General features: G+C 38.2%; 13 protein-coding genes and 1 pseudogene. 2 read left to right on the plus strand and 12 right to left on the minus strand.

Annotated features, from left to right (window positions below; translation table 11 throughout):
- Positions 1-12: 12 nt before the first annotated feature.
- The 3 genes from QL998_RS07515 to QL998_RS07525 form a co-directional block, all read right to left on the minus strand.
- Entirely contained in the window at positions 13-765 is a 753-nt protein-coding gene (locus tag QL998_RS07515) for a putative DNA-binding domain-containing protein (protein WP_182197274.1), read from the minus strand.
- 36 nt (positions 766-801) lie between these two features.
- The gene (locus QL998_RS07520) at positions 802-1659 is read right to left on the minus strand and encodes a DUF692 domain-containing protein (RefSeq protein ID WP_165725916.1); all 858 of its coding nucleotides are present in this window, start codon (positions 1657-1659) and stop codon (positions 802-804) included.
- Between the two features lie 66 nt (positions 1660-1725).
- Positions 1726-2259 carry a hypothetical protein gene (locus tag QL998_RS07525; RefSeq protein ID WP_290192462.1) on the minus strand — a complete coding sequence of 178 codons (534 nt, stop codon included), beginning with the start codon at positions 2257-2259 and terminating at the stop codon, positions 1726-1728.
- Between the two features lie 225 nt (positions 2260-2484).
- On the opposite strand from QL998_RS07525, the gene QL998_RS07530 reads away from it, so the two are divergent.
- Together QL998_RS07530 and QL998_RS07535 are read left to right on the plus strand one after the other, a co-directional pair.
- Positions 2485-3465 (plus strand): tRNA-dihydrouridine synthase, encoded by a 981-nt coding sequence (locus QL998_RS07530; protein WP_007583877.1) that lies wholly within the window; start codon positions 2485-2487, stop codon positions 3463-3465.
- Positions 3466-3526: 61 nt separating this feature from the next.
- Positions 3527-3853 carry a TraR/DksA C4-type zinc finger protein gene (locus tag QL998_RS07535; protein ID WP_024590816.1) on the plus strand — a complete coding sequence of 109 codons (327 nt, stop codon included), beginning with the start codon at positions 3527-3529 and terminating at the stop codon, positions 3851-3853.
- A 16-nt stretch (positions 3854-3869) separates the two neighbouring features.
- Here QL998_RS07535 and QL998_RS07540 read toward each other — a convergent pair whose 3' ends face one another.
- From QL998_RS07540 to QL998_RS07580, 9 genes and pseudogenes are all read right to left on the minus strand, one after another.
- On the minus strand, positions 3870-4913 hold the full coding sequence (locus tag QL998_RS07540) for a hypothetical protein (RefSeq protein WP_182197278.1): 1044 nt from the start codon (positions 4911-4913) through the stop codon (positions 3870-3872).
- Positions 4914-4974: 61 nt separating this feature from the next.
- Positions 4975-6234, minus strand: coding sequence for a tetratricopeptide repeat protein (locus QL998_RS07545; RefSeq protein WP_010553387.1), 1260 nt, complete (start codon positions 6232-6234; stop codon positions 4975-4977).
- An 11-nt stretch (positions 6235-6245) separates the two neighbouring features.
- Positions 6246-6863 (minus strand): energy transducer TonB, encoded by a 618-nt coding sequence (locus QL998_RS07550; RefSeq protein WP_007583869.1) that lies wholly within the window; start codon positions 6861-6863, stop codon positions 6246-6248.
- Positions 6863-7267 carry a biopolymer transporter ExbD gene (locus QL998_RS07555; RefSeq protein WP_007583867.1) on the minus strand — a complete coding sequence of 135 codons (405 nt, stop codon included), beginning with the start codon at positions 7265-7267 and terminating at the stop codon, positions 6863-6865. The genes QL998_RS07550 and QL998_RS07555 overlap by 1 nt, the downstream gene beginning before the upstream one ends.
- 14 nt (positions 7268-7281) lie before the next feature.
- Entirely contained in the window at positions 7282-7806 is a 525-nt protein-coding gene (locus QL998_RS07560) for a MotA/TolQ/ExbB proton channel family protein (RefSeq protein ID WP_002961709.1), read from the minus strand.
- On the minus strand, positions 7806-9170 hold the full coding sequence (locus QL998_RS07565; RefSeq protein WP_007583865.1) for a MotA/TolQ/ExbB proton channel family protein: 1365 nt from the start codon (positions 9168-9170) through the stop codon (positions 7806-7808). Before QL998_RS07565 ends, QL998_RS07560 begins: the two co-directional genes overlap by 1 nt.
- Positions 9171-9176: 6 nt before the next feature.
- Positions 9177-9947, minus strand: coding sequence for a DUF3450 domain-containing protein (locus QL998_RS07570; protein ID WP_033017001.1), 771 nt, complete (start codon positions 9945-9947; stop codon positions 9177-9179).
- Positions 9948-11035: 1088 nt separating this feature from the next.
- The gene (locus tag QL998_RS07575; protein ID WP_002961702.1) at positions 11036-11239 is read right to left on the minus strand and encodes a cold-shock protein; all 204 of its coding nucleotides are present in this window, start codon (positions 11237-11239) and stop codon (positions 11036-11038) included.
- A 422-nt stretch (positions 11240-11661) separates the two neighbouring features.
- Positions 11662-11894 (minus strand): annotated as a pseudogene (locus tag QL998_RS07580) (IS4 family transposase); the annotation flags it as partial.

The following is an 11894-nucleotide window of genomic DNA, read 5'->3' on the forward strand; positions in this document are numbered from 1 at the left end:
TCAATAAAGACCTTAATCTTGATTTTTTGTCACAATTACACCGCGTTCAACCATTGCATTGAGGGTAACCAATGCGCCTTGAGCAATTTGATCTGCATTAAACTGTGGTGCATGAGCGAATACCTGTTGGCACACGTCGTCAAATGTCGCTCCATCACTTGCCTCAATAGTTGATAGCAACAAAGCAGTCATCGCATTCGTAGCCAGAAATTGAACGTCATCATCTTCATCTCTATATACAACAAAATAATTAGGCTGAGGTGATGGCTCTTTTGGTTTAAAGCGATTGCTAATATTTTGAACTGGAAATTGATAACTTAAATTTCTTGCCGTTTTCGATAAATACAAAGCAGAACTAGTAAGCGCTGTTGTTTGTAATTTTTGCTCTTGCTCATCTTCGTGTGCAATTGATACATCTAGCTCTACCCATTCATAGTGTGCAAGTTCTAGCATAAACACGGGATCGTATTTTTTCATTTTATAATCACTTGATAAGTAATTAATAAACTCCCCTGCTATGTCTAAAAAGTACGGCGAATGACAATCATATTCGCTAAAAAACTGGCGTACGAGGGCTTGCCATTGCTTCTGGGTATATAACGTTTTTAATACCGGAAAACCTGATGATATAAAACCTTCAATGTTATTAAAAAATAGGTCGCGATAAATAGCCATACGCCTGTCTTCGATACCGCTGGGCTTTTTATTTTTTTGAGGCTCGCGAATATGCGCCATAAATTCGTTTTGTATTTCAATAAAGCTCATAACTAGGCACTCTTTTAATGTTGATAAAGGCTTATATTAAGCTCGTTGTTTTGAAACCGTTGAAGTAATGTGTTTAGCTTGTAGCTCATGAATTATATCTAACTCTTTGGTTAAAATATTCATGGTAGGGATATTAAAATCGCGCTCAAGCAAGGTTGGAAATACGCCATGCACTTCATATGCTTTATCCAGTAGCTCCCACACAGGATCAATGACATCAGCACCATGTGTATCAACTATTAAGTCGTCAGCCTCATTATAATGGCCAGCAACGTGCCCATAGGCAATACGATTAGAAGGCAGCCCAGTTAAAAACGATTGTGCGTTATAGCCATGATTAATCGAATTCACATAAATATTATTCACATCCAGTAAAAGCTTGCAGTCTGCCTGCTCTAAAATGGTATTTGTAAATTCCAGCTCTGATAATTGCTGTCCAGGAGCGCCATAGTAAGAAACATTTTCTATCGCAATTTGCTGCTCAAGTATGTCTTGTACTTGTTTAATACGAGGGACAACATGTGCTATAGCATCTTGTGTAAACGGAATAGGCATTAAGTCATACATATGGCCTGTACCGGAACAGTAACTTAAGTGCTCACTGAAAATTTTTATATTGTGCTCTTCAAAAAAAACTTTTAAAGATTTAACAAATTCAACATCCAGTGGTTCGGGTGAACCGATAGACAGTGATAATCCATGACACACAAAATTATTTGCATCTGTTAATGTTCTAAATTGCTTTTTAAAGCGTCCACCTAGTTTTAACCAGTTCTCTGGCGCAACTTCCAAAAAATCTACTTGATTAGGTACGTGTTCAAGCAGTTCATCAAGCATTTCTCGTCGTAGGCCAAGGCCCACCATCCCGAAATCTGTACTCTGGATTTGTGTCATAACTACCTCTAACTTATCAAAAAGGGCCTTAAGGCCCTTTTAGCATAACTTATTTAGAATAAGATATTAACGACCGCCACATTTACCTTCGCCGCACTTACCTTCTTTTTTAGTTTTTTTAGCATCGCCGCCGCATTTACCTTCACCACACTTACCTTCTGTTTTAGCTTTTGCATCTTTTGCGTCGCCGCCACATTTACCTTCACCACACTTGCCTTCTGTTTTAGCTTTTGCATCTTTTGCATCACCGCCACATTTACCTTCACCACACTTGCCTTCTGTTTTAGCTTTTGCATCTTTTGCATCACCGCCACATTTACCTTCGCCACACTTACCTTCTGTTTTAGCTTTTGCATCTTTTGCATCGCCGCCACATTTACCTTCGCCACACTTACCTTCTGCTTTAGCTTTTGCATCTTTAGCATCGCCGCCACATTTACCTTCACCACACTTACCTTCTTTAGCGTCTAGTTGGTAACCTGTCACTAATTGTTGAAACTCAAATGGGTTGGCTTGTACATCTACAGTTACAAAGCTTGCAGAGCCAACAACTACTGCACCTAAAGTTAACGCGATTGTATTTTTTTTAACTGTATTCATTTTGTGACTCTCTTTAATCAAGTATTGTAAATCTCAGCAATAAAAATGTATTTTAAATTGCTTGTATGCTTAAGTAGACCTGTACAAGAATAAAAACTTTCATTTATTTTCATAATATTTACTTTTGCGGTTTCTACATTAAATATGGTTGGTAATTACAGATTTATCAATGTGTGATTTACAGGTAAACTATGCGTCCAGTTTTTTATCAAAATTAATCACCTTATGAAACTTGTTTTAGCACCTATGGAAGGTGTCGTTGATTTTAAAATGCGCCAATTACTCACAGACATTGGTGGGTTCGATTTGTGCGTTACCGAGTTTGTAAGAGTGGTTGAAACATGCTTACCTGATAAAGTTTTTCATCGATTTTGCCCTGAACTACATAATAATGGATTTACGCGAGCAGGTACTCCTGTGCGTGTTCAATTACTCGGCCAAGAAGCAAATCCGTTAGCCGAAAATGCAGTAAGAGCAATTGCTTTAGGATCTCATGGGGTCGACCTTAACTTTGGTTGCCCAGCAAAAACCGTTAATCGTAGTCGAGGGGGTGCTGTACTGCTTAAAGATCCTGACCACATGTATACGATTATTAAAGCAGTCCGGGATGCTGTAGATGATAAACATGAAGTAAGTGCAAAAATTCGCTTAGGCTTTGATGATGACAGTAACAGCCAAGAAATTGTTGATGCTGTGGTAAGCGCAGGCGCAAATAGTGTAGCTATACACGCCAGAACCAAACGTGATGGTTATAACCCGCCAGCTTATTGGGAAAAAATTCCACCAATAATAAAAGATAAAAATATTGCCGTTGTTGCCAATGGTGAAATTTGGCAAGTTGAGGACGCAATGCTTTGCCAAAAACGAAGTGGATGTACTGATTTGATGCTTGGTCGTGGCGCCCTTTCGCACCCTGATTTAGCAAAAAAAATTAAAGCTCATGTAAATAATGAACAATATGATGGCCTTCAATGGGAGCATATTATTTATCACTTAATCCACTCTGCTATTCATCAAGACCCTGCAAAAGATGAAAAGTATTTTGCTTCTCGTACAAAGCAATGGCTAGGTTACCTTAAACGCCAATACCCGCAAGCGATCGATTTATTTGATGAAATCAGGCGTTTAAAAAGTAAAGAAGATGTGGCAAGCGTATTAAATAAATACGCCAAAGCACCGCAACTTGATTCAAATCATAACGGCTAACCTAAAGCCTCTAGATAATATCAGTATAACGTGAAGCCAATTTAATAAGGTTGTACTGATAATGCATCATCAAAAAAGACTAAACGATGAAATAGCACAAATTAAATTAAATATATTAACTATGCTTTCTAAATCAGCCTACCCTACACATCAGCATTTAATACAAATTTTAGATAATACAGCAAACAATGAATGGTTAGACTGTGCAGCAGAGAAGCTAGGTCCTGAGTATGCGTTTTTGATCAGTCGCATGACTAAATTAGAAGCGGCGGTCAGCCAAATAGAAATTGGGCAATATGGCTACTGCTGCGACTGTGAAGAAAAAATACCAGCCAAATCACTTGAACTAGACCCCGCAACCCAACGGTGTACAAAGTGCGCACAATAAGCGCACTTTCAAATCATTATATAATTTGTTGTATAAAGCTAAATGATTGCCCTGGGTAAAGTATTATATCTTCAACTAAATATTGAGCCTCTTCTTGGGTGATTTCTAAGCGTTTCATAAGGTTTACCTTCGCCTGTGGCAAAGTCCACGCATGGTAATGAATGCCAATATCTGATTCCATCATTGCAAGCATCAATGTTTTATCTTTATCAGACATGTTCATATTGCTCGCCATTGCAGGTAAATCTTGATAATCAGCCTGCCAATCAAGCCCTTCAATTAATTTTTCATCCGATAGATACTGCACTAAAAACGATTTTTTATGAGAAATAGACAATTTACTGTCGAATGCAACACGATCTAATACTTTTATATTTTCATTTAAAATAGTAACCCACTCTAGCGGTGAATGTACTTCGCCACTAAAGTAATTTAGTTTGCTCTGATACCACTGTGACCCATTTGGCAGGCCTCTCAGACCAACACTACCTCTAGGCTTATAACTAGTTAAATAATCGCTAAAAGCTCTTATATGACTCTTAAGCGCTGGTTGAACGTCATTACTACCTATCGCACTCAATACATAGCTTTGTAGTAGTGTGAGCTCAATTTTATTCAGCTTTAAATTGCTTTGTTTAGCACTGTCTAGCGTATCTTGGGTTAACTTAAGCCAAGTAATAATATTATCCGGCGTACTTTTTGACCCCTCAAAAGCAAGCATGTTTTTTAATACATCGACTTGAGCCGGCCAATTAAAATAGCGCTCAGGAAAGCGCTCTGCAATAACCAAGTAGTTTACTTGTGCAATTTGATTGAGATTAAGCTCCATATCCATTAGGTTCTGATAAATAGTATGACGTTTAACTAAATACGCATCAGAAAATACCAATTGCTCTTTAGTAATCCTATCGATTTTTTTAGCGTCTGGTTGTACAAGTGTCATGTTTAAAGTTTTTAAAGCAACTTGTGCGTCTTCAAATGACTCATAAGGTTGAGGCTGCTTTGAACATGCAGCTAAAAATAAGCACAGTAGTAATGAAAAAGAGAGCTTTTTATACATAGTAGTTCCAATAAAAAAAGCCCCAGAGGGGCTTTTTATAAGTTGCTTTAGCTAATTAAAATTAAATTTTAACACCGTTGCGAGCGGCTTTATCTTTAATATATGTAGACCAACCTTTTGCAAACTTACGTGTGCGAGGGTCATCCATAGCTTTAGTAATTGCAGCATATGCTTGCTTATACTTACCTTGATAGTAATACGCTTCAGCTAAATCTGAATAAATAGTACCTTTTTTGTCAGAGCCAAGCTCTAATGCTTTGTTCAAACGAACAACAGCAGCACTGAATTTTTCAGATTGTAAAAGTAATGAACCAGCTTTACGGTAAAGTTCAGCGTCGTCATCAAATTTAGCAGCTTCTTCGTAGTACTTAGCAGCTTTTTCTAGATCCTTAGAGCGATGATAGTTACTAGCAATCGCGCTAACATTCTGCTTTGTACGTTTTACTTTTTCACTCTTAACGGCCTTTTCTAGCGTTACAGCTGCTCTAAAAGGGATCTCGTTTAGAGAGTAAAAGTTAGATAAGACTTTATACTCAACTTCATTTTCAAAGTAACCGTTCTTGTAAGCAACTTCCATCGTTGCTAAACCTTTTTGATAGTCTTCGGTTTGTAGGTAATATTTACCTAAGCTAACCCAAGCTTTTTTATCATCAGGCCATACACGAACAATCTCTTCGCCAATCTTAACCATGTTTGCATAATCTTTAAGTTCAAAGTATGCACCCAGTTTTAATTGGTAAGGACCTTTATTAGGTTCTTTTTGAAGTTTAATTGCCTTATCTGCTGGTTCAAAAACATCACGAAATTGCTCTAACTGATAGTTAGCTTGGGCAATACGCGTGTAAACCGTAGGATCTTCTTCACCGGTAAAATCCATCCAAGTAACATAAGCTTTTTTGGCTTCTTGATACTTTTCTGTGCCAGCGTATAAATCACCTAACAGCTTTAGAGTTTGTTCTTGATCAGCAAAGTTTAAAACATCAGGGGCAACTGCTTGCTTAGAGTACTTAATCGCTTCGTCATACTTTTCTTTTTGAGCGTACATGCTACCTAAGTAACGATTTACGGTCGCTTTATCAAAGTCATTCGAAGGTTCAATCTCTCTAAGCAAAACAATTGCTTCATCAACTTTTTCTTCGTTGTACAAGTCAAATGCTTTAATTACCTTTTTACCAGTACGCTCGCCCATGATTTTAGTTTTTGCTTTTTTACGCTCTTCAATCTTTGCGTAATCTGGCGCTGCTAAAACAGATGCACTTAAAGTAGCACCCGACACAGACATAAGAATCGCAAGAGCAGTTACTTTAGAAAAATTTCTCATTACTCGCCTCCTTAGTTGCCTTGGTTAAGTTTAAAGTCTAATTGAACTTGTAAACCTGGTTGTTTCTGTGGTTTTCCGTCAATGATCTTAGGACGGTACTTCCACTTACGCAGTGCGCGTTTAGCTTCACGGTCAAAGATACGTTTTGGATCAGCGTCAATTACTTCAACGTCAGTTACTCCACCTAACTCATCAATTGTGAATGAAAGTTGTACCCAACCTTCTTTGCCATCACGTGCTGCTTGCGTTGGATATTTTGGTTCTATACGTACGATAGGTGTCGCATCACCATCTCGTCCAAATGCACCAGGACCACTTAGTCCACCAGCTGAACTACCAACATCAATGCTACCCATGTTAAATGACATAGCACCAGGGTTTGGATTATTATTTTCCGGCTGTGGCGGCTGCGGTTTAGGCGGCTGCTTTGGCGGTGGAGGAGGAGGAGGCGGTACACGCTTCCTCTCCTGCACCTTAGATTCAGGCGGATTCGTCATTATTTCGACTATGATCTGCTCTTTTTGTTCCGTATTACGGTCAGCCCCACCAGAGATGAGGAAGGCCATGAAGTAGAACAAGCCGAAAGTAACTGCCCCACCTGCAATCAGTGAAAACAGAAAACGAATCATTACTGATCTCCAGCTATTGAAATTCTAAGGTTGTCACCCGTCGCTTTAATCTGGTCCATAACTTTAACCACTGTGCCGTGTTTAGCTTCTTTATCAGCTTGTATAATCACAACTTCAGTAGGTTGTTCTGCTAATAAACTTTCGATTTTTGCTGAAATACGTTCAACATCAATTTGTTGTTTATCAACCCAGATTTCGCCGTTACTACGAATAGCAATAAAAATGTTAGCATTTTTTTGCTTAGTAGCTTGGGCAGCTTTTGGTTTATTGACCTCGATACCAGCCTCTTTAACGAACGATGTAGTTACGATAAAGAAAATAAGCATGATAAATACGATGTCAAGCATTGGCGTCATATCAACCGCTGCTTCTTCTTCTTCACGAAAACGTTGTTTACGTGCCATATTTAATTCTCTCTCTAGTGATGAGGCATACTATCAATAAGTTTGGCTTTCACCATTTTAGCTTTTGTCTCAAGACGTGAGCTAAAAAATACTCCAGATAGTGCCGCAACCATTCCAGCCATTGTTGGGATTGTTGCCATTGAAATACCTGATGCCATTAAACGTGCGTTACCTGTGCCCTGGTTGGCCATGGTTTCAAAAACCGAGATCATACCAGTAACAGTACCAAGTAAGCCTATTAAAGGACAAACAGCTACTAATGTCTTAATCAACAACATACGCTGATCTAATTTTTCAGACGCTTCAGAAATCCATGCTTCACGGATTCTGTGTGCGTACCAAGACGTAGTGTCTTGGCGGGCATCCCACTTTGCTACAATTTCTTTCGCTGTGCGAGGAAACTCTGCAAGTAGAAACCAATAGCGCTCAATCATTAAAACCCACATCAGAAAGAGTGCTATCGCGACCACGTATAAAACCTGGCCGCCTGTGCCAACAAAATCCCTGATAGATTCCCATATCTCCATCAGGACTAGCATTAGGCTTTCTCCTTCTCCGCGTGAGTAGCAACGATACCCGCGCTTTGCTCATCAAGGATGTGTAATACCGACTTACTACGACCAGCTACAAGAGCATGAAGTAGAATTAGTGGTAATGCAGCAATTAGACCTAGCGCTGTAGTTACAAGTGCTAGAGAGATGTTACCTGCCATGATCTTCGGATCACCCGTACCGAACAATGTGATTGTTTGGAACGTTAAGATCATACCGATTACTGTACCTAGTAGACCTAGTAACGGTGCGATTGCAGCAAGAATCTTAATTATGTTGATACCAGCTTCGATGCGCGGCGTTTCACGTAGAATCGCTTCATCAAGTTTAAGCTCAAGGTTTTCAACATCTTGGTTCTTGTTGTCATGGTACACTTTAAGAATACGACCCAGTGGGTTATTTGTATTCGGTGTAGCAACATTTTTAAGCTGGCTCTTAATCTTACTAGTAGTAAGTGTAAGGTCAACAAAGCGAATTAGAGTAATTAGCATACCTAAAGCTAGTAAAGCTGTAATGATATAACCAACTACGCCACCTTGATGGAAGTATTCCATAAGTGTCGCTTTTTGAGTGTTGATACGTAAGATAGCACCACGAGTCGGATCGATATAAACACCAGCGTAGTTATCTGGTGATGTATTTTCAAGATCAGTGATACCGTCTAAAATATAGCTATCAGGCTGTTTACCTAGAGGCTGAATAGACTTAGTTTCTGGTGAATAAATTAAGTAACCATCGTCTGTAACTAAGTTAAAGTTACCGATACGCGTTACTTTCTTCATTGACGGGTTACCGTCAAGACCAGCAACTTCAGTTTCAAAAGTTGAAACTTTAGCTGATTCAGTCATTTCTGTTTGAAGTGAAATCCAAAGTTCTTCAAGTTCACGAACAGTTGGAAGTTCTTTAGCAGCAGCTAATGAACGTAAGATTTCTGCACGGCCAGGTTTCTCAGCACTAACTAGTGATGCTTCGATAGAACCGATAGCGTCTTGAGCTGCACGACGTACAACACCAAACATCTCACCCAAAGTACCTTGAGCACTTTGAAGAGCTGCTTCTTTTTCAGCTAACGTGTTTTCATTTTGTGCATATTGCTTAGTTAAGCTTTCACCACGAGACTTCTCAGAAGCAAGTTGGCTTTTAGCTTTATTAAGTAAAGATTGCTTGTCAGCACGATCTGATAAGAACTCTTGTTCACGTTTCTTATCGATTTTACCTTCAGAGATACGCTCTTGCTTTACTTGCTCAAGTATTTTATCTAGAGCTCCAGTATTTGCATGTGCATTTAACGCGGTACCTGCAGAAACAGTTAGTACTGCGGCAACAGCAAAACCTTTAAATAGTTTCTTCATTATTGATTACTCCGCGCCAAAGATAGGTAGTTTAACAAGTTCTAATGTCGCTTGCTTACGTGCCATACGAATAACTTCTTTAACAGGTTTTAGGTATTCTTCACCTAATTCTTTCCACTGTTTAGTGTTGTTATCCCACACCCAAGCATGTTTCAAGTCAAAAGACTGAGCAACGTAAGTAATACGACCTAACTGACCGATATCAACGTTAATACTTTTGCCATCAACTTCTAGCGTACCTTGTGAAGCAGATACAAGTGAGCTGTATGCTGTTTCAATAGTGTAAGCTTCAAGTACTTGACGGAATTTTTCAGACGTCGTTACAGACGCAGAAACCATGATTTCACGTAATCTTTCAACACGTCCTAAACGCGTCTCTAGATTAAATGGAACGTCCGCTTTGATGAATTGCTCAAGCGTATCGATCATGCGATACATCAAAGGCACAACGTTTTGTTTCGTGTTATCAATCGTAGCGATTTGACGATCAAACGATTCAATAGACGCGTTTTGGCTATCAACCAAGCGCGACACGTGATCGTTATACACTTTCATAAGTTCAGTCTCATCAACAACGCTACGGTACTCAGCGATTAGCTCCTGAGTTTGACCATATACATTGTCAATTTTAGTTTGAGACTTAACCGCAGCCTTTTGAATTTCTTGACCTGCTTTTTGCACGTCATTCAAAGGATCTGCAATCACATTGCTGCTTGCAAATGCAAATGCGCCAACCAACGCAGTTGCTACAAGACTCTTTCTGATTTTAACAGACATAGTTCCCAACCAATTAAGTAATGTTACTTTTATAATTTAATTATCCTCCGAAGAGAACAACCCTGATATCTTTTAATAGATATCAACCTTCCAATAATGCTAAATGCAATTAGCGCTGTCAACTTGATGTTTACTAATCGCAGTAAATAAATAGCTAAGTTGATGCTTAAACAAAAGTACCAGCGCACAACCGTTAACATTATTGCAACCAAGATTTCTCTTAATATTTCTATTAAAGCCTTTTAAGGGGTGTATTTATTCGCATTGCACTGACATAAAACAACATTATTGCAACATTTAGCCAAGGCTGAATTTTTACTTAAAAAAAACTAAAAAAAATACAGATAGATATAACAAAAGTTATTTTTTAGACGATTTCGACACATTTTATCTCTTCGCTAACATTTCATCTGAGAAAACAAACCGTTTGTCGCACAAAAAAACAACACTGGATAATCTCTAATACCGCCCACCTTGCTTTATGCACGCAATGCCTTAAACGTGTTTCCCATAAATAGTAATAATAATCTTAATAATAAGTTTCTTTTAGCAAGGCCTGAAATAGCCAAATAGCTTTCGATAATTAGACGAGTTACATTTACCGCTTTAGAGTGCTCATTAATACTATTTAACAGTTAAATTTATTTAGTAACAAAGTTAATCACAAAAAGCTGCTCAACTTTAATAATAATGGACTATAAATGATGCCTAACGCTTCCATAATAAGCTATCAGAGGCCTATAGAGGTTCCCTTGCCCATTTATAGTTAAAGTACAAAACTTCAACCTGATTGCACTAGCAAGACTTACACTAAAATTTACACAGATTGTTATTTGGATGTATATAAGTATCAGATTAGTTGGATAAATTGTAAGGGGTGTTTTAAATGCGATAGAAAGTGGTTCGATTGTATGAGTTGTTCAGATAGCTGAATTTTGGGTTTGTATTAAAATAGAAGATTTAAGAATATATGTAATTTGTGTTCAAGGATTTAAAAAGGAAGGATTTTGTTAATTATGTACATAGAGAGGAATTATGGTGAAACAGAGACCTGCTTCACCAAGATGAACTAGAGTTCACATAATAAATTATGCTGCTTCTACGTTCTCAGCTTCAGGGCCTTTTTGACCTTGTTTGATGCTGAATGTCACTGCTTGACCTTCGCTAAGAGTGCGAAAACCAGAACCAGTGATTGCGCTGAAATGTACAAACACGTCAGGACCATTTTCTTGTTCAATGAAACCAAAGCCTTTAGCTTCGTTGAAAAACTTTACTTTACCAGTAACCGACATACTAAATTTTCCTGTAAGTCAATAATTAAAATTCAGCCATATTATTATGGCAATATCCTCCCTGAGTCAATGCTCAAAAATATGGAGGTACAGTACAGGAACAAGTAATAACCTAACCGGTAACCTTAAACGCAGCACAATATCCGTAAATTCAATACATAAAAACTCAAAGCAAGGTAAGATTAACACATTATATTTTTTTTCGCTCTATTAATTGGGAATTATTTATTAAAAATATAAATTTGTTTTAAATCGCCTTTAACTGACTAATTTCCAAGCAAAAACTATAAAGTATTATTGTAATATATATTGCTATAAACGCGTATAAAAGCCCTCTACAACAGCAATACTGTCAAATAACGCTTCTATAACATCAAAAATACAAACAAAAAAGCCGCTTTAAAAATTAAGCTGTCTCTTGATCACAAGTCTGACTCAAGAGATTTTGCTAAATCGTAGCCTTCCAGGATGGCTTGTAACTTAAGCCATCCTTGCCATAACACTTTCACAGATGCACGCCCTGTGCGCTTGGTATCTTTCCAGCCTCCTAACTTTGCCAGTTCCTGATACGCCCATGACATATTTGGAGCAGTTTCAGGCAATGGTGTTTTTATTCTCTTTAACCACAATAACTTCCATGCTTTGGGAGATAACA

It is taken from the genome of Pseudoalteromonas sp. APC 3691 (genome assembly GCF_030408135.1).
Taxonomy (GTDB): Bacteria; Pseudomonadota; Gammaproteobacteria; order Enterobacterales; family Alteromonadaceae; genus Pseudoalteromonas.

Excerpts from the sequence above, each read along its gene's own strand:
- QL998_RS07550 (WP_007583869.1), bottom strand. The coding sequence starts at position 6,863 with ATGATTCGTTTTCTGTTTTCACTGATTGCAGGTGGGGCAGTTACTTTC.
- QL998_RS07565 (WP_007583865.1), bottom strand. The coding sequence starts at position 9,170 with ATGAAGAAACTATTTAAAGGTTTTGCTGTTGCCGCAGTACTAACTGTT.
- QL998_RS07575 (WP_002961702.1), bottom strand. The coding sequence starts at position 11,239 with ATGTCGGTTACTGGTAAAGTAAAGTTTTTCAACGAAGCTAAAGGCTTT.
- QL998_RS07520 (WP_165725916.1), bottom strand. The coding sequence starts at position 1,659 with ATGACACAAATCCAGAGTACAGATTTCGGGATGGTGGGCCTTGGCCTA.
- QL998_RS07545 (WP_010553387.1), bottom strand. The coding sequence starts at position 6,234 with ATGAGAAATTTTTCTAAAGTAACTGCTCTTGCGATTCTTATGTCTGTG.
- QL998_RS07515 (WP_182197274.1), bottom strand. The coding sequence starts at position 765 with ATGAGCTTTATTGAAATACAAAACGAATTTATGGCGCATATTCGCGAG.
- QL998_RS07530 (WP_007583877.1), top strand. The coding sequence starts at position 2,485 with ATGAAACTTGTTTTAGCACCTATGGAAGGTGTCGTTGATTTTAAAATG.
- QL998_RS07540 (WP_182197278.1), bottom strand. The coding sequence starts at position 4,913 with ATGTATAAAAAGCTCTCTTTTTCATTACTACTGTGCTTATTTTTAGCT.
- QL998_RS07525 (WP_290192462.1), bottom strand. The coding sequence starts at position 2,259 with ATGAATACAGTTAAAAAAAATACAATCGCGTTAACTTTAGGTGCAGTA.
- QL998_RS07560 (WP_002961709.1), bottom strand. The coding sequence starts at position 7,806 with ATGCTAGTCCTGATGGAGATATGGGAATCTATCAGGGATTTTGTTGGC.
- QL998_RS07555 (WP_007583867.1), bottom strand. The coding sequence starts at position 7,267 with ATGGCACGTAAACAACGTTTTCGTGAAGAAGAAGAAGCAGCGGTTGAT.
- QL998_RS07535 (WP_024590816.1), top strand. The coding sequence starts at position 3,527 with ATGCATCATCAAAAAAGACTAAACGATGAAATAGCACAAATTAAATTA.
- QL998_RS07570 (WP_033017001.1), bottom strand. The coding sequence starts at position 9,947 with ATGTCTGTTAAAATCAGAAAGAGTCTTGTAGCAACTGCGTTGGTTGGC.